17 protein-coding genes, 1 pseudogene and 1 riboswitch are annotated in these 16,175 nt (G+C 29.5%); of the genes and pseudogenes, 2 read left to right on the top strand and 16 right to left on the bottom strand.

Features of this window, described 5'->3' with window-relative positions; all coding sequences use genetic code 11:
* Nucleotides 1-45: 45 nt before the first annotated feature.
* The 7 genes from KGNDJEFE_RS05005 to KGNDJEFE_RS11720 form a co-directional block, all read right to left on the bottom strand.
* A complete protein-coding gene (locus KGNDJEFE_RS05005; protein ID WP_408634589.1) occupies nucleotides 46-816 on the bottom strand; it encodes a DeoR/GlpR family DNA-binding transcription regulator in 771 nt (256 codons plus the stop codon).
* A 234-nt stretch (nucleotides 817-1,050) separates the two neighbouring features.
* Nucleotides 1,051-1,758: a Fic family protein gene (locus KGNDJEFE_RS05000; protein WP_006439423.1), complete on the bottom strand. Its 708-nt coding sequence runs from the start codon at nucleotides 1,756-1,758 to the stop codon at nucleotides 1,051-1,053.
* 541 nt (nucleotides 1,759-2,299) lie between these two features.
* Nucleotides 2,300-2,707 (bottom strand): type II toxin-antitoxin system HicB family antitoxin, encoded by a 408-nt coding sequence (locus tag KGNDJEFE_RS04995; RefSeq protein ID WP_040410246.1) that lies wholly within the window; start codon nucleotides 2,705-2,707, stop codon nucleotides 2,300-2,302.
* A 30-nt stretch (nucleotides 2,708-2,737) separates the two neighbouring features.
* On the bottom strand, nucleotides 2,738-2,905 hold the full coding sequence (locus KGNDJEFE_RS04990) for a type II toxin-antitoxin system HicA family toxin (RefSeq protein ID WP_330360542.1): 168 nt from the start codon (nucleotides 2,903-2,905) through the stop codon (nucleotides 2,738-2,740).
* 244 nt (nucleotides 2,906-3,149) lie between these two features.
* On the bottom strand, nucleotides 3,150-5,144 hold the full coding sequence (locus KGNDJEFE_RS04985) for an FtsX-like permease family protein (RefSeq protein WP_040410245.1): 1,995 nt from the start codon (nucleotides 5,142-5,144) through the stop codon (nucleotides 3,150-3,152).
* Entirely contained in the window at nucleotides 5,131-5,886 is a 756-nt protein-coding gene (locus tag KGNDJEFE_RS04980; RefSeq protein WP_148881805.1) for an ABC transporter ATP-binding protein, read from the bottom strand. Before KGNDJEFE_RS04980 ends, KGNDJEFE_RS04985 begins: the two co-directional genes overlap by 14 nt.
* A 59-nt stretch (nucleotides 5,887-5,945) precedes the next feature.
* Entirely contained in the window at nucleotides 5,946-6,119 is a 174-nt protein-coding gene (locus tag KGNDJEFE_RS11720; protein WP_006439418.1) for a hypothetical protein, read from the bottom strand.
* A gap of 477 nt (nucleotides 6,120-6,596) precedes the next feature.
* Between KGNDJEFE_RS11720 and KGNDJEFE_RS04975 the strand changes: the two genes are divergently transcribed.
* The gene (locus tag KGNDJEFE_RS04975) at nucleotides 6,597-7,955 is read left to right on the top strand and encodes an MATE family efflux transporter (RefSeq protein ID WP_050754635.1); all 1,359 of its coding nucleotides are present in this window, start codon (nucleotides 6,597-6,599) and stop codon (nucleotides 7,953-7,955) included.
* Nucleotides 7,956-8,038: 83 nt separating this feature from the next.
* Entirely contained in the window at nucleotides 8,039-8,584 is a 546-nt protein-coding gene (locus KGNDJEFE_RS04970; protein WP_006439416.1) for a GNAT family N-acetyltransferase, read from the top strand.
* 119 nt (nucleotides 8,585-8,703) lie between these two features.
* Here KGNDJEFE_RS04970 and ribH read toward each other — a convergent pair whose 3' ends face one another.
* The 9 genes and pseudogenes from ribH to KGNDJEFE_RS04925 all read right to left on the bottom strand — a co-directional run bounded on the left by ribH (nucleotide 8,704) and on the right by KGNDJEFE_RS04925 (nucleotide 16,173).
* Nucleotides 8,704-9,168, bottom strand: coding sequence for a 6,7-dimethyl-8-ribityllumazine synthase (gene ribH, locus KGNDJEFE_RS04965; protein WP_006439415.1), 465 nt, complete (start codon nucleotides 9,166-9,168; stop codon nucleotides 8,704-8,706).
* A 1-nt stretch (nucleotide 9,169) separates the two neighbouring features.
* Nucleotides 9,170-10,381 (bottom strand): bifunctional 3,4-dihydroxy-2-butanone-4-phosphate synthase/GTP cyclohydrolase II, encoded by a 1,212-nt coding sequence (locus KGNDJEFE_RS04960; protein ID WP_006439414.1) that lies wholly within the window; start codon nucleotides 10,379-10,381, stop codon nucleotides 9,170-9,172.
* Nucleotides 10,382-10,454: 73 nt separating this feature from the next.
* Complete coding sequence (ribE, locus tag KGNDJEFE_RS04955; RefSeq protein ID WP_006439413.1) at nucleotides 10,455-11,093, bottom strand: riboflavin synthase; 639 nt, start codon at nucleotides 11,091-11,093, stop codon at nucleotides 10,455-10,457.
* Nucleotides 11,078-12,178 carry a bifunctional diaminohydroxyphosphoribosylaminopyrimidine deaminase/5-amino-6-(5-phosphoribosylamino)uracil reductase RibD gene (gene ribD / locus KGNDJEFE_RS04950; RefSeq protein WP_040410244.1) on the bottom strand — a complete coding sequence of 367 codons (1,101 nt, stop codon included), beginning with the start codon at nucleotides 12,176-12,178 and terminating at the stop codon, nucleotides 11,078-11,080. The genes ribE and ribD overlap by 16 nt, the downstream gene beginning before the upstream one ends.
* 151 nt (nucleotides 12,179-12,329) lie before the next feature.
* Nucleotides 12,330-12,444, bottom strand: a riboswitch (FMN riboswitch).
* Nucleotides 12,445-12,513: 69 nt separating this feature from the next.
* Nucleotides 12,514-12,870, bottom strand: a pseudogene (locus KGNDJEFE_RS04945) (glutathione peroxidase); the annotation flags it as partial.
* A gap of 224 nt (nucleotides 12,871-13,094) precedes the next feature.
* On the bottom strand, nucleotides 13,095-14,111 hold the full coding sequence (locus KGNDJEFE_RS04940; protein ID WP_006439409.1) for a sensor histidine kinase: 1,017 nt from the start codon (nucleotides 14,109-14,111) through the stop codon (nucleotides 13,095-13,097).
* A gap of 28 nt (nucleotides 14,112-14,139) precedes the next feature.
* Entirely contained in the window at nucleotides 14,140-14,883 is a 744-nt protein-coding gene (locus tag KGNDJEFE_RS04935; RefSeq protein WP_006439407.1) for a response regulator transcription factor, read from the bottom strand.
* 145 nt (nucleotides 14,884-15,028) lie between these two features.
* Nucleotides 15,029-15,646, bottom strand: a complete 618-nt coding sequence (locus KGNDJEFE_RS04930) for a flavodoxin family protein (protein ID WP_006439405.1) — start codon at nucleotides 15,644-15,646, stop codon at nucleotides 15,029-15,031.
* Between the two features lie 65 nt (nucleotides 15,647-15,711).
* Complete coding sequence (locus KGNDJEFE_RS04925) at nucleotides 15,712-16,173, bottom strand: GNAT family N-acetyltransferase (RefSeq protein ID WP_006439402.1); 462 nt, start codon at nucleotides 16,171-16,173, stop codon at nucleotides 15,712-15,714.
* Between the last annotated feature and the right edge of the window lie 2 nt (nucleotides 16,174-16,175).

Genomic DNA, 16,175 nt, shown 5'->3' with positions numbered 1-16,175 from the left:
CTCTATACAATTAATTTCTAATTATTAAACTAGATTTATAACCATTTAAATAATTTCTAGTCCTTTTTCTTCTAATTTTTTCTCATCTTCTAAATCCAATTTCTTTTCAAATATATATCCTGTTAAATCTTCTAAATCCGCAAATACATAATTCCCCTCAAGGTTTAGTTTTGCAGTTTCCGCTAAAATATAGCATCTTCTACTAGAATTTATCACTTCTTTTTTAGTTATACCGTCGTCCACAGAATATGTAGTCACCTCTTCTTCGTGCAAATCAATCCCTACAACACCTATAAATGCTAAATCGAATTTAAACTTTTTAATCTGCTCTATTGTAAATGTTCCTATAAATCCGTCCTTTGCCTCATTCAACGCTCCAGCTAAAAAGAACAGCTTTGTGCTGCATTCCTGAGTGAATACATTCATTATATCTATCATATTTGTAACAACTGTTATGTTTAAATCTTTCTGATATATTAATTTTGCAATCTCTAAAGTGATTGTAGACACACCTAAAAAAATAGTTGTTCCTGGTTTAATCATCTCAACTGCTTTTAATGCTATTTCCTTTTTTTCTTCAGCATAAACATCTTTACGATCACTGACATTGATTACATGCGGGTTTGTCCTAACTGTTGTCGCTCCACCATGTATTCTCTTCAACTTTCCTGCTTTTTCTAATATGGTTAAATCTTTTCTTATACAATCTTCTGTTACGCCAAAATCTTGGCTCAATTCTTTTACTCTAACTTTTCCGTCTAAGTTTAATTTTGCGATTATTTGATTATGCCTTTCTTGTTGTAGCAAATTGATCACCTCTTTTCAATTATTATTATGTCATGAATTTCAATAAAAAACAATATTAAATAATAATAAACAATAATTATTTTTGTTACAATCAATATTAAATAATAATTTTCAATAATTTATATAGGGTAAATAATACTTAGTAATAAAAAAAGAACCACGTTGGAGTATATCCCTACGCAGTTCTTTTTATAATATTTCTATTTAATTTTTATATTTATTATCATTTATTTTGTATTTAATCTAAACATTCTCCCAAAACTCTTTATATTCTTCTCTAAAATCTGGAAGTGTTTTTAGGTATGTACTTAATGGACTATAATTTCCAATAGAAGATAGTTTCAATGAGTTTCTATATAGATCTTCTGTATCCCATGATACTATTTTTATAGGTAGATTGTTTTCTAGCATCTGTTTTAGCATTAAAAATCTACCTATTCTGCCATTTCCATCTTGGAAAGGATGAATTAATTCAAATCTATAATGAAACTCTGCTATATCATCTAATGTAATATTTTTCAAATTATAGTACCACTCAAATAGTTCCTCTAGTTTTGGCTCAACTTCAAATGGTTGTGCTACTTTTGTATCTGTACCTATTATCATGTTAGGTATTTTTTTATATATTCCAGCATATCCTTTTGAATGAATAGTTGTGTTAAACATCAAGCTTGAATGTAAGTTTTTCAAAAAACTATGACTTATTTTTGTTCCTAATGTTTCAACTATTGTATCAAATACATAGCTTGAATTAACTGTTTCTTGAACATCATCTAATGTATGCTTTCCTGTTACAACATTTTTATCTAATAATAAAGCCAGCGCTTCCGTTGTAAAAGTACTTCCTTCTATTTTATTAGAGTGATACAAAAAGCTATGTTTTAATATAGAATACAGAGAATTTTTTAATTCCTTTGTTTCTAATAATATATCTAAAAACTTATTATCCATTTTATAAACTCCTCACTTAATAATGTATTAGTTTCTATATATGTATACTACTATAGTATTTGTATTTTATCAATTATATGGTATATCTTTATTTTTTAACTTTTTATTTTTTAAACGCAAAAACCTCCAGCTATTCACTGGAGGTTTCTTTATATATTCTCATTATTTTATATATTCTCATTATTAATTATTTTCATCTGCCATATATGATACAACTGAAAGTCCATAAACTGCTACAACTGCTAATATTGCTATTGGTAATATCATCATTATTACTCGCCCTCTTTCCAAATCTCTTGTTACTATATTATATTCCCAAAACTTTACATTTTAAACACTTCTAGTATTTATTCTAAGAACATATTTATATTATAAAACTTTAGTTATTTTTTATCAAGTTAAAAAATTGTAACAATTGATGAAAATATGATTAGAAAATATAATCTCTAAACTACAAATTTGTAATTTAATTTACATTAATTTCATGTTACTTATAAATAAAAAACTTTATAATTAAAACTTAAAAGGGCATAATTAAAGACTATACCCTTTCATTTATTTCTTTTATTAACGCTTCCTGAAGTATCTTAGAAAAATTAAGCCCCATATCAGTAGCTTCTTTATTAAGCCATTCAGGTATTGTCAGAGTTTTCTTTACTGATCTGGAACTATGTTTTTTTCTATATTCTTCCAAATCAAATTCTATAATCGCAACAAACTCATCCTTATTTTCTGATAAATCTATACTAGTTATTTGTGAAGGTGTGGGTATTTCTTCTCTATCTTCCATACGTGATGTAATTGCTAATCCCAATGCATCGCTCGCCATTTTATAGGCTTCTTCTAAATTATTTCCTTCACTCATACACTCTGGAATATCAGGAAAAGTTATCCAAAATCCACCTTCTTCTGCTATATGAAACACTGCTGGATAATATAATTTTTTCATAAACAAATCCTCCATTTAAACTCGACAGGGCTATTTAAGCCCTGCCTGTTTTAAAATTTGTGTTTCTAAACCTTTTTTCAAAGATTTAGAGTGATAGGGTACTATAGTCTGTTTTCCAGTTTTATAATTTCTCAATTTTACATGAGATCCATTTTGACTGACGACCACAAAACCCGATTTTTTGAGATGAGCAATCATCTCTCTAGGTGTCATAGGCATAATATTTACCTACCCTTCATAGCTAACTATTAAGGTTTTCACCTTAATTAGATTATAATACGTATTAACACGTGTGTCAATTAAACTATTATAATCTTCATATATATACTTTCCCATCCATGTCACTTTTATTATACTTTATTTTATATTTTTAAAAAATTTATATCGAGTCGCCGAAGCCTGGAAGGGAAATAACTGCGATCAAAATCTCCCAAAGAGGATATTACTTAATCTCTACTAGATACTTCCTAACAGCACAAACATAATAAGCAAAATACACAACCGTAAACACCGCAATTGCAATCAATGTCGGTGGATTTGAAATCAGCAAGCTACTTTCCAAAGCAAAAACTTTCTGAATCGACTGACCTGCAACAATTCCACTTCCAATTCCAAACACATACGGAATCATAAAGAATATAGCTGTCTGCTTTATCACAGATTTCTTGACAAAATCCTCTCCTACTCCAATCTTTCTAAGGATATAGAATTTTTTCTTATCCTCAACAGCTCCAACCATATACTTAAAGTATAGAATCGCCCCTGTTGAAATTATGAACACAATCGCCATAAATAGAGAAATAAATCCAACTAAATTATAGATTGTGTAATTTTTGTAATCAAAATCTTCTGCAGCTACAAATTCTAAATTTCCGTTGTCCCTTATATAACTACTTATCTTCTGTGTTTCTGTAAATTCCTTAGTATTTGCAGCTAAAAATGTTACTTCTAAATCCTTTTGTGTTTTAGCTGTATCTAAGCTTTTTAAGAATTTTTCTTCATTTTTTATTATAGTTAATTCTTTTATCATATCTTTTGGCAATTTTTTCTGATATAGTTTTTCATAATCCTCATCAGAAACTATATATCCAAATCCCTCGTCAGGAGAGGTAAATATATGATTTATTACCATACCTTTTTTCTTAAATTCCATACCTAAAATTTTAAATTTTTCTCTTGATTCAATTCCCATACTTCTAGGAGTCTTTAAAAATACCGCTTCTCCAGATTTTGGCTCTTTTATCTCCATATTTTTCTGAATATCTTTTCCCTTCAATGCCTTCACACGTTCATAATCAGAATATTTCACAACACTTATATCGTTGTATCCTGGATAAGTTGAAAATGCGTCTGCCAAAGATCTCATATATCTAATCTTTACCTGCTCTTTGACATTTGATTTATCTTCTTCTAATGCTCTTTTGAAAAGTTCCTCATCCTGATTATCATAAGCTATACAAGAGATACTGTATGGAAAATCTGTTTCTTTCATATTTTTAAATATATTATTCATAGTGAGTCCTGCTGAAAGAGCTGTTATACAACAAACTATTAATATAGAAGTCAATGACATTATTTTATTATTCTCAACTATGCTAAATGCGATACTATTCAAACTTACTATATTAGTTCCCTTGTATTTTATCTTTTTATGCTTTGTTATTCTTGCAAAAATTTCAGTTAAGAACCCGGAGCAAACTAGCTTTAAGCCAATTATTACAAGTATTGGTGCTATTATTACTGCAAACATCATTATCATATTTAACTTATCATAATAAACACCGACATAATATCCTGCAAATAGAATCACAACTCCTACTACTCCTAATAAAAATCTAGTAGCTGAGCTTTTTACAACATAATCTTGCTTAATTTTTGCACCTTTTACAAGTTCCGCTATATCAGTTTTTACAAGTGCTCTATACTCTCTAAAGAATGAATATAGAAGTATAACCCCAAAAATCAGCAATGTGTAGATTATTGCAGGTTTAGAAATTTCAAAGCTAATTGCATTTTTTGATTCAGAAATTTTCATTATTGCCATTATGAACATCCTATTGGTAATTATTCCCAAAAGAGTTCCCAATAAAAGCGACAATACTCCTATCAATAAACCTTCTTGAGCAAATAATAGAGCTATTTTTCTGTTTTCAATTCCCATGAATGTATATATTCCGAATTCTTTTTTCCTCTGTTGAACAAAGAATCCTGTCGAATACCTGATAAATGCTATGAAAAATATAACTAAAACAAATGTACATACACCAACAATTGCATTGAAAGTTTTAAAATCTCTCATTGCTTCAAGCTGTTCACTGCTACCTATAGACATGAAATTGTAAAATATAGCTATACAGAAAACCATTGAAAATATGTACATTCCGTAGTTTTTTATGTTGTATTTTATGTTTTTTAAAGATATTTTAAACAATCTCATTAACCGCACCCCCTGTTGAAGAAAGTACTGTCATTATGCTATCGAAAAATTCTTTTCTGTTTCCACTACTATTTAACTGCATATTTATTTTACCGTCTTTTATAAATAGGACCTTTTTTGCATAACTAGCTGCAAAAGAGTCGTGAGTTACCATTACTATTGTCTTTCCTAGTTCATCATTCATTTTCTTAAAGCAATTTAAAAGCTCTACAGATGATTTACTATCTAAGGCACCTGTTGGCTCATCAGCAAATATTACCTTTGGATCACTTATCAATGCCCTAGCTGCTGCAACTTTCTGCTTCTGACCTCCTGATAACTCTATCGGATATTTTTTTAATTGAGGATTTAAATTGAAAAATCCTGCATACTTATCTACTTCTTTTTCTATTTTTTTATAATTTTCTCCTGAAATAACCATCGGCAATGCTATATTATCTTCAATAGACATTGAATCTATAAGGTTATAATCTTGGAATATGAAACCTATATTATCCTTTCTAAACTTTGAAATCTCCTTGTTCTTCATGTTAAATACTTCCTTGCCATCGTATTTCACACTTCCAGAAGTTGGTCTTTCTATAGTAGATAGAATATTTAGCAACGTTGATTTACCCGCTCCAGATGGCCCCATTATTGCAATAAATTCTCCATCGTTTATCTCAATATCTATATCTTCTAGTATCTTAAACACGTTTCCGTGTACTCTAAATTCTTTTTTTAATTTTTCCGCTTTAATCATTTTTTCACCTTCCATCTTAAATTTATAATACAATATATTTACTAAAAATACACTTCAAACTATACGTTAAAAATATAAACTGAATATAAAACCACATATCCTATCATTAATGGAATTATAATCTTTGATTTTCTCAATAGTCCTTGAAACCCACCTGTGAATATACTTTCTAGCCCAACAAGTAGTGTTAGAAATAATAGTATCATTGAAATTATAAATATTACATTCCTCATAAAATTTTCCTCCTCTCGTATGTTTTTCTTTATGATTTTATTTTATATTCTTTCTGATTTTCTAAAAATCGATTAACCTTACAAAATACGGCATCTAATGTTACAATTTCGTAAGGTTTGCTCGTAAAATAGTATATATGTGTCATATCCGCTCCAGACAATCAAGTTGTATTGTCGCTGGCTATGACACATATATACCATTTCAATTTTATAATATTGAAACTGCTTAGATGAGATTTATCTTTGGTAAATAGTTTTAAAGCATAATAATTGTTTAAATTTATTTTTTATAGGAAAACATTTGTAGTAGAAATTTTTGTTGACGAGTTTGTTTTTATATTATAAAATAACTAATAGTTGTGAATTAAAAATATATATTTTTGCCAATTGGGCTATAGATTTCCTAGTTTCTGAGAATAAACTAGTGTGTCTATAGCTTTTTTTATTGCAGTTATTTTTTTAAGGGGAGGTTTTTTAATGGAAAACATAGAAAAATTAAGTAATTCAAAACCGTCGTCGTACAATCCGATGACAGATAGAAGTGTTGTTCCTCTATTGATTTCAATGGCAGTTCCGCCTATGATTTCAATGTTGATACAGTCACTTTACAATATAGTAGATAGTATTTTCGTGGCACAGATAAGTCAGAATGCTCTTACAGCAGTAAGTTTAGCGTTCCCACTTCAAAATCTTTCACTATCTTTTGGGGTTGGACTTGGAGTTGCGGTAAATGCAAATATAGCAATCAACATGGGTGCAGGAAACATGGAGAAGGCAGATTCTTATGCTGGACAGGGAATAATTCTTACAATAGTTCATGCGTTATTATTCGTATTAATAGGTTTATTTGGACTTAGACCATTCTTTTCAATGTTTACAAATGATCCAGAAGTTATAAACTACGCAATACAGTACGGTTCAGTTGTTATAACTCTTACATTTGGATCATTATTCCATATATTATTTGAAAAAATATTCCAGTCAAATGGAAACATGGTTGTTCCAATGTTTTTACAGGGAATAGGAGCTATAGTTAACATAATATTAGATCCTATTTTAATATTTGGCATGTTTGGTGCTCCACAGATGGGTGTTTTAGGAGCTGCAGTAGCTACAATAATAGGTCAGTTCTGTGCTGCTACACTTGCAGTTATCCTATTCTTAAAACAATCTCCGGTAAAAATAAAAAAACACCATTTAAAAGTTAATTTTAAACTTATATCAGATTTATATAAAGTTGCACTTCCTTCAGGGGTTATGATGTCTTTACCTTCAATCTTAGTATCCATACTTAACGGAATACTAGCATCTGTATCACATGCAGGTATAGCATTCTTCGGTATATACTACAAGTTACAGACATTCGTAAATATGCCTGTAACTGGTATAATTCAGGGGATGAGACCTATAGTAAGTTATAATCATGGTGCAGAACTTAAGGATAGAGTTTTAAAAACAATAAAATACGCTATGATATTCTCAGCAGTTATTCTTGTTTCAGGAACTATAGCATTTAACCTATTTACAAAAGATTTATTAGTTATGTTCAGTGCAACAGATGAGCTTTTAGGGTTTGGTATACCTGGCCTTAAAATACTTTCACTTGGATTTGCATTCTCATTTGTTGGAATAACTATGAGTGGTGTGTTTGAAGCATTAGGTAAGGGATTTTATTCTTTATTGATATCAATATTTAGACAGCTTATTATAATAGTTCCTCTTTCTTTAATACTTGTTAAATCAATTGGACTTACAGGTGTTTGGATTACATTCCCAATAGCGGAATTTGTGGCAGCAATTATTGCAATAAGTCTTTACAAAAGAGTAGTTAAATAATATTTTAACAATTATCATTTACAAAATAGTTATAAAGTAATATTATAGAATTTATTGAATACTATAATTTAAGAGGTGATTTGATGAAGTTTATAAGATTAGAATCAAAAAATGATAAGTACTTTGATGAAACTATGAAAATATATGAATGTAGTTTCCCAATTTTCGAGCAGAGGCTATTAAAGGATCAAGACGAGGTGTTTGAGCGCAAGGACTACCACGCAGATATAATATGCGAAGACGATACTTTAATCGGTCTATTATTCTATTGGAAGTACGATTTTAAAGATGAGGAATTTGTGTATATTGAACATTTAGCGATATCTCCAGAATTGAGAGGTAAAAACTACGGTTCTAAAATACTTACAGAATTCTGCAAAGAAAATCCGAACACTATCATTGAAATAGACGAACCTGTAGATGAGGTTTCTATAAAGAGATTGAAATTCTATTCAAATTTAGGCTTTAAACTTCAACAATTCCACCATATCCATCCTCCTTATCGTAAAGGATTTGATGGACATAGTCTAAAAATTATGAGTTTTGGTAGAGATTTATTAGATGAAGAATATAATAAGTTCAATGAGTTTTTAAAATATACAGTTATGAAATATTCAGAGGTAAAATAATTAATTTTGCTTTCAAGTAACTAAAATACTTAATAACCAATTTAAAAAGGGAGTGTATCTTTTACGATACCTCCCTCTTTTACTTTATTTTTAATATTTAATTTGTACTAGTATTTTTATTATAACAATTTCATAAGATTTACCATTTCTACTGCTCCCTGAGCACATTCAAATCCTTTATTTCCTGCTTTTGTTCCAGCTCTTTCTATAGCCTGTTCTATGTTTTCAGTTGTAAGTACTCCAAACATTACAGGTATTTCACTTTCTAAACTTACATGAGCTATTCCTTTAGATACTTCACTACATACATAATCATAATGACTTGTATTTCCTCTGATTACTGCACCTAAACATATTATTGCATCATATTTTTTACTCTTAGCCATTTTTGAAGCTACTACTGGTATTTCAAATGCTCCTGGAACCCAAGCCACTTCTATATTTTCTTCTTTAACATTTTCACGTTTTAATCCGTCTACTGCTCCTGAAAGAAGTTTTGATGTTATAAATTCGTTAAATCTCGCTGCTACTATTCCTATTTTAATATCACTTTCTGCTAATAATTTTCCTTCGTAAATTTTCATTTTAGTTTTCCCCCTTTAAATTTAATATATGTCCCATTCTTTCTTGTTTTGTTTTTAAATAAAATTCATCATATTCTGTTGCATCTATCTGAATAGGAATCCTATTATTTATCTTAATTCCATAATCTTTTAACTGATATATTTTATCTGGATTGTTTGTAAGAAGATTTAAAGACCTTACACCCAAATCTCTTAAAATTTGAGCTCCTATGTAATATTCTCTAGCATCTCCATCAAATCCCAATACTAAGTTTGCATCTAAAGTGTCCATTCCCCCATCTTGAAGTTTATATGCCTTCATTTTGTTAACAAGACCAATACCTCTTCCTTCCTGTCTCATATAAAGCAGAACTCCTCTTCCTTCTTTTGCTATTTTTTGCATAGCTACATCAAATTGTTCCCCACAATCACAACGTAAAGATCCAAATACATCTCCTGTTAAACACTCTGAATGCACTCTACAAAGAATATTTTCTCCATCTCCTATCTCGCCCTTTACTAAGGCTATGTGATGTTCTCCATTCAATTTATTTATGTAGCAACTAGCCATAAACTCTCCATATTTTGTGGGCATTTTTACTTTTGAAACACATTCAATTAATTTATCATATGTTTTTCTGTAGTCTTGTAAATCTTTTATAGTTGTAAATGTTAATCCATATTCTTTTGCCATTTTTTTTAACTCTGTTGTTCTCATCATTCTTCCGTCCTCTCTCATAATTTCACAACAAAGTCCACATTCTTTAAGTCCGGCTAATTTCATAAAATCAACTGTTGCTTCAGTATGTCCATCTCTTTCTAACACTCCATTATCTTTTGCTATCAGAGGAAACATATGACCAGGTCTTCTGAAATCTTCTGGTTTTACATCATCTTCTACACATTTTCTAGCAGTTAATCCTCTTTCAACAGCAGATATTCCTGTAGCTGTGTCTACATGGTCTATTGATACTGTAAATGCTGTTTCGTGATTATCTGTGTTATGAGTTACCATTGGTGGTAAATCTAATTTTTTAGCTAATTCTTTTGACATAGGCATACATATTAGACCTTTTGCATAACTTGCCATAAAATTTACATTTTCTGTTGTAGCAAACTCAGCTGCACAGATTAAATCACCTTCATTTTCTCTGTTCTCGTCATCTGTTACAAGTATAATTTTCCCTTCTCTTAAATCCTGTATTGCTTTTTTTACTGATTCAAATCTCATCATTTTTCCTCCCTTAAAAATTCCAATTATTAAAATATCTTTCCTAATCTAAAAAATAGTTTATTAGTAAATACTTCTAAAATCCATTTCTTAATAAAAATTCTCTATTTATATTTGATTCTTTTTTATTTTTATTCATTAATTTTTCTACGTATTTTCCAATGCAATCATTCTCAATATTTACAATATCATTTATTTTTTTAAAAGCTAAGATAGTGTTCTCTAGAGTATGTGGAATTATTGAGACATCAAAACTATTTGTTCTAACATTAGCCACTGTTAAACTTATTCCATCTATAGTAATAGAGCCTTTTTCAACCACATATTTCATAATTTTTAAATCAGCTTCAATTGTGTACCATATCGCATTACTATCTTTATTTATATTTTTAACTATTCCAGTCCCATCAATATGGCCACTTACTATATGACCTCCAAATCTTCCATTTGCAGCCATTGCCCTTTCTAAATTAACTTTGCTATTTGTTTTTAACTTATTTAGGGAAGTTCTTTTCATAGTTTCATGCATTACATCGACTGAAAATTCTGAATCAGAAAACTCTGTAACAGTAAGGCAAATTCCATTTACCGCTATGCTATCACCTCTGTGCACATCTTCTAATATTTTATCTGCTTTTATAAATAATTTCCTAGAATCACCATTAACTTTAATCGATACAATATTTCCTATTTCCTCTATTATTCCTGTGAACATTTATAAGTCACATCACTTTCTATCATAAAATCATCTCCAAATCTAAAGATTTCACTATTTTTTAGCATTATTGCATCTTTAGGAAAATCAATCCCTTCTCCTAATACTGCTGTTTTTCCATTTCCACCAAATATTTTAGGAGCTATATATGCTTGTATTTTATCTACTATTCCCCGTTCAAAAGCGCTCCATGCTAAAGTTGCACCTCCTTCAAGAAGTATACTGTCTATTTTCTTTTCTCCTAATTTAGACATCAAATCTTGTAAGTCTATCTTTTTTTTCTTTATTTTAATTTGTAAAATCTCGCATCCTTTTTCAATATATTGCTCTTTTTTAATCTCATCATCTGAACAAGTTGCGATTATTGTAGGTATTTCTTTTGCTGTAGATACTATTTTTGATCCTATAGGTGTTCTTAGATTTGTATCACATATTATTCTAATTGGGTTTAGTCCATTTTCTATCTTACAATTTAACATCGGATTATCTATAATTACAGTATCCACTCCAACCATTATTCCCGAATATTTATGCCTAGTTTTTTGTACATTTAATCTAGCTTCTTCACCTGTAATCCATTTAGATTCATTTATTTTAGTAGCTATTTTTCCATCCATTGTCATAGCATACTTAAATAATACAAATGGTTTTTTAGTTGTTATAAACTTTCTAAAAGTTTCATTCAATTTATCGCCTTCATTTTCTAAAAGCCCCTTTTCAACTTTTATTCCCCGTTTTTTTAATATATCCAAACTTTTACCAGACATTTTAGGATTTGGATCTAGACTAGCAATAACTACTTTTTTTATCTTATTTTCTATTATTGCATCTGTACATGGTGGAGTTTTTCCATAATGACAACATGGTTCTAGAGTTACATACATGGTAGCATCTTTAGGATTTTCTGAACAATTATTCAATGCATTTCGTTCTGCATGAAGACCACCATATTTTTTATGGTATCCTTCACCTATAATTTTTCCATTTTTGACAATAACTGCTCCTACCATAGGATTAGGATTAACAAATCCTACACCTTTTTTTGCATTTTCTAATGCCAATTGCATATATTTACATTCACACATTTTAACACCTCCTAAAAATAAAAAATGTCTTGAATAATATGCTATCCAAGACATTTAAAAGTGCTAAAATTATCTAAATAAATTAAAAAAGCTCTGAAATGATTAATTCATTCCAGAGCAAATAAAACTATAATATATAATAAATAGTACTTTTCATCTTCTTTCATCCAGACTTTACTGTCGGCTTCGGAATTACACCGAATCATGCTTTGCAGCTCGTGGGCTTTACCACCGGTAGGGAATTTCACCCTGCCCTGAAGATAGTTCTTATTCAATTAACTTTAATTATATTATTAAAGTTTTTATTTGTCAATAAAAAATAATTTTAGAAGTTTTTATTTTAATAATTTTTTTATTTTCTTTTCTAATTTTTCTGGTTTCATCATTGGTGGAAATCTATCTATTATATTTCCGTCTTTATCTACTAAGAATTTAGTAAAGTTCCATTTAATATTTTTCCCACCAAGACCTGTTTTCCGTCCTTTTAAATATGTAAACAAAGGTTCTTCATTTTCACCATTTACTTCTATTTTAGAAAACTGTCTAAATGTTATACCATATTTATCAATTCCAAACTGCTTTACTTCAGCATCAGTGCCCGGAGTCTGTCCAAACTGGTCACTAGGAAAATCTAATATTTCAAATCCTTCATCTTTATATTTTTTGTAAAGCTCTTCCAGAGCTTCATACTGTTTAGTGAAGCCTCAATTTGTAGCTGAATTTAATATCAGAAGTGTTTTCCCTTTAAATTCACTCATATCAACTTCATTACCATCTATATCTTTCACTTTATAATCATATATACTCATAATTTTTATATCCTCCATCTTTTGATTGCTTACTTAGTAGATACCCGTATATATGACCAACAATCAATTTTATCTATATATTTATTGTTTATTACTATAATTTACTTTTATTGCATAACTTTAAAGAAATCGTGTCCTTTGTTGAATATTATCGAAACATCACAAAATTCACCTTCAACAGAATTTACTTCTATATCATCTCCTAGTGCGGTAAGTATTTTTTTAGATATGTAAAGCCCCATTCCTGTAGATTTAAATCTGTTTCTTCCATTTTTTCCTGTAAATCCTTTTTCAAATATTCTATCCAAATCTACCTTATCTATTCCTTCTCCATAATCTTTTATATGGATAACACTAGATTTTTCACGCTGCTCTGGAAAAACCTCTATCTTTCCACCCTCGTGAGAATACTTGCACGCATTGTCTATTATTAGCTCTATAATATGAGCTATCCATTTTCTATCTGTATAAACAGAAAATCCAATTTCACTAATGTCTATCTCTAGCTTGTTGTATATAAATAAATATCTATTCTTTTTTATTACATTTCTTATTACTTTATCTATCTCAACTTCTTCAATAGAAAAATCTGAGCTATATTCACCTGATCTTATTATGTACAATGCCTGCTCAACAAGTGAGTCTATTCTTTTTATTTCTCTATTTATATTTTTTGAAATCTCTGCATCATCCACTCTTTTAGACATAATTTCTAGTATAGAAATAGGTATTTTTACTTGGTGTATCCAGTCTGTCATATAATCATTAGCATCTTTTAACTCGTCCTCTATTTTTTCCATTTTATTCATCCAATATATATGTTCTTCTTTTATCTGTCTTATAAGCTCTTTTTCTATACCATCTTTAAATTCCTCGTCAACATCTACACTATCTATAACTTTAACAGTATCCAAAATTGTATCAAACTCTTTTTTCTTCTTAAAAAAGTCATATATAATAAACAATACCAAAGCTAGTGCAAATATTAAGTTAAGATAAATCAAGCTATCTTTTCCCATATCTATTCCTGTATCTATGTAAACATTTATGTTGAATAATAGTATAAACAGTATATATAGAAGAATATAAACTTTATTGCTTTTTAAATAATCTATAATCTTCATTTTATTTCTCCTCAAAACATAGCTACTATTATAAATCTTCTATTATGTAGCCCTGTCCTTTTTTAGTTTTAATATAATCATCTAGCCCAATTGATTTTAGTTTATTTCTAAGTCTTGTTACGTTTACAGTGAGAGTATTTTCACCAATAAACTCATCTGTGCTCCAAAGTGCATCCATTATCTCATCTCTACTTACAATGCTACCTGCATTTTGCATTAATATGTGTAGTATTTTAAACTCATTTCTGCTTAGTTCTACAACAATACCATCTTTTATAACTGTTCCATCAGCTATGTTAAGTGTTATTTCTCCAACTTTTATGATTTCCCTATCTGCTGTGATGTTATAAGAATATGCACGCCTAAAAACAGCCTGAACCTTTGCAATTAATAGTTGTATTGAGAATGGCTTTACAATGTAGTCATCTCCACCCATGTTTATAGACATTATGATATCCATATCGCTATCCCTTGATGAGATAAATATTATCGGCACTTTTAAAAATCTTCTTATCTCATTGCACCACTGGAATCCATCTTTATATGGAAGGTTAATATCCATTAAAATTAGCTTTGGATTTGCAATAAGTACTTCGTTTGTTATATTTTGTAAATCTACCACAGTTTGCGCTGTATATCCGTATTTTTCTAACCGTAATTTTATTTCTTTTGCTAATACAAAGTCATCTTCTACTATAAATATATCTAATTTGTTATCATCTAGAGACATTCTTGATGATACGTCCATATTATGTTCGTTTGTTAAACGCATTTTTATCACCTCTTATTTTAATGATAACTTCTTTTTAAAAATGATACAATATTTCTTTTAATTATCTATTTCATAAATATAAAATAAAAGCTGAGTAATTTTTTACCCAGCTTTTATCATTGTGTTATCGTATTATTTTTATTAATTATCTTATAAAGTTTGTAGCAACTTTAGCTTCTTTTTCAGGTAATCCATATTTTTCTTTACCTAAAGCAATACTCTTAATTAAGAATGCCATATTTTTACCTAAAGTTCTCATAACCTGAAGTCCTTCTTCGTCTTTTAATACTTCTTCTGATGTGTTTCCATGCACACTATTCCAATACTGGCTTGATGCTACAGGCATTCCAGCTATTGTAAAGTATTTGTTTAATTCATCAAATGTAGATGAACATCCACCTCTTCTTGCAGATACAACAGCTGCTCCTACCTTCATAGTCTTATCACAACTGCTACTATAGAATAATCTATCCAAGAATGATATTAGATTACCATTAGCTGATGCATAATATACTGGAGACCCTACAATTATTCCATCACATTCAGCAAATTTTGGAGCTACTTCATTTACCATATCATCAAATACACATCTTCCAACTTGTCTACAAGTACCACAAGCGACACATCCTCTTATATCCTTGTTTCCAACATGGATTATTTCTGTTTCTATGTCGTTTTTCTTTAGTTCTTTTTCCACTTCGCAAAGTGCTGTGTATGTGCATCCATTTGCGTGTGGACTTCCGTTGATTAATAATACTTTCATGTTAACACCCCTTTTATAAGTTTTTAACTATATTATATAGCTTTATTTATCACTATATAACTTGTTTATCTATGTATATACATACTAGAAGGTTTTTCTTCTCCATCTCCATAAGCTTCACAGAAATATTCCCATCCATATTTTTCATAGAATGAGTCATGGTCTGTAAGAAGATATAATGTATCAATGCCTTTGTTTTTCATATCTTCGCATACGTGATTTAATAAAGCACCTGCAATTCCATTGCAACGTCTATCTTCCTCAACAAATACAGCGCATACATTTGGCGCAAGGTCTTTTCTTTCATGAAAGTCATTTTCTATAACTCCCAATCCACCAATTATTCTTCCTTCTTCAATTGCTACATACCATTGAGGAACTGGACTTTCTCCTGTAAAACACTCTTCCATACTTTCTAAATAAGCCTCTTTTGGAACACTCCACTTAGAGCTAAACCAATTCGCTGCTTCGTCTTTTAAATCCTGTCTATCTATTAAACTTATTATTTCGTATTTTATCGAACTCATAA

Source organism: Peptacetobacter hiranonis, from assembly GCF_008151785.1.
GTDB lineage: Bacteria > Bacillota > Clostridia > Peptostreptococcales > Peptostreptococcaceae > Peptacetobacter > Peptacetobacter hiranonis.
Note: the sequence above shows the minus strand (reverse complement) of the source record. Positions and strands in the feature narration are given on the sequence as shown.

Bases quoted from the DNA above. Each gene is read 5' to 3' on its own strand.
- KGNDJEFE_RS05000 (WP_006439423.1), bottom strand. From the start codon at position 1,758: ATGGATAATAAGTTTTTAGATATATTATTAGAAACAAAGGAATTAAAA.
- KGNDJEFE_RS04995 (WP_040410246.1), bottom strand. From the start codon at position 2,707: ATGAAAAAATTATATTATCCAGCAGTGTTTCATATAGCAGAAGAAGGT.
- KGNDJEFE_RS04990 (WP_330360542.1), bottom strand. From the start codon at position 2,905: ATGATTGCTCATCTCAAAAAATCGGGTTTTGTGGTCGTCAGTCAAAAT.
- KGNDJEFE_RS04985 (WP_040410245.1), bottom strand. From the start codon at position 5,144: ATGAGATTGTTTAAAATATCTTTAAAAAACATAAAATACAACATAAAA.
- KGNDJEFE_RS04980 (WP_148881805.1), bottom strand. From the start codon at position 5,886: ATGATTAAAGCGGAAAAATTAAAAAAAGAATTTAGAGTACACGGAAAC.
- KGNDJEFE_RS11720 (WP_006439418.1), bottom strand. From the start codon at position 6,119: ATGAGGAATGTAATATTTATAATTTCAATGATACTATTATTTCTAACA.
- KGNDJEFE_RS04975 (WP_050754635.1), top strand. From the start codon at position 6,597: ATGGAAAACATAGAAAAATTAAGTAATTCAAAACCGTCGTCGTACAAT.
- KGNDJEFE_RS04970 (WP_006439416.1), top strand. From the start codon at position 8,039: ATGAAGTTTATAAGATTAGAATCAAAAAATGATAAGTACTTTGATGAA.
- ribH (WP_006439415.1), bottom strand. From the start codon at position 9,168: ATGAAAATTTACGAAGGAAAATTATTAGCAGAAAGTGATATTAAAATA.
- KGNDJEFE_RS04960 (WP_006439414.1), bottom strand. From the start codon at position 10,381: ATGATGAGATTTGAATCAGTAAAAAAAGCAATACAGGATTTAAGAGAA.
- ribE (WP_006439413.1), bottom strand. From the start codon at position 11,093: ATGTTCACAGGAATAATAGAGGAAATAGGAAATATTGTATCGATTAAA.
- ribD (WP_040410244.1), bottom strand. From the start codon at position 12,178: ATGTGTGAATGTAAATATATGCAATTGGCATTAGAAAATGCAAAAAAA.
- KGNDJEFE_RS04940 (WP_006439409.1), bottom strand. From the start codon at position 14,111: ATGAAGATTATAGATTATTTAAAAAGCAATAAAGTTTATATTCTTCTA.
- KGNDJEFE_RS04935 (WP_006439407.1), bottom strand. From the start codon at position 14,883: ATGCGTTTAACAAACGAACATAATATGGACGTATCATCAAGAATGTCT.
- KGNDJEFE_RS04930 (WP_006439405.1), bottom strand. From the start codon at position 15,646: ATGAAAGTATTATTAATCAACGGAAGTCCACACGCAAATGGATGCACA.
- KGNDJEFE_RS04925 (WP_006439402.1), bottom strand. From the start codon at position 16,173: ATGAGTTCGATAAAATACGAAATAATAAGTTTAATAGATAGACAGGAT.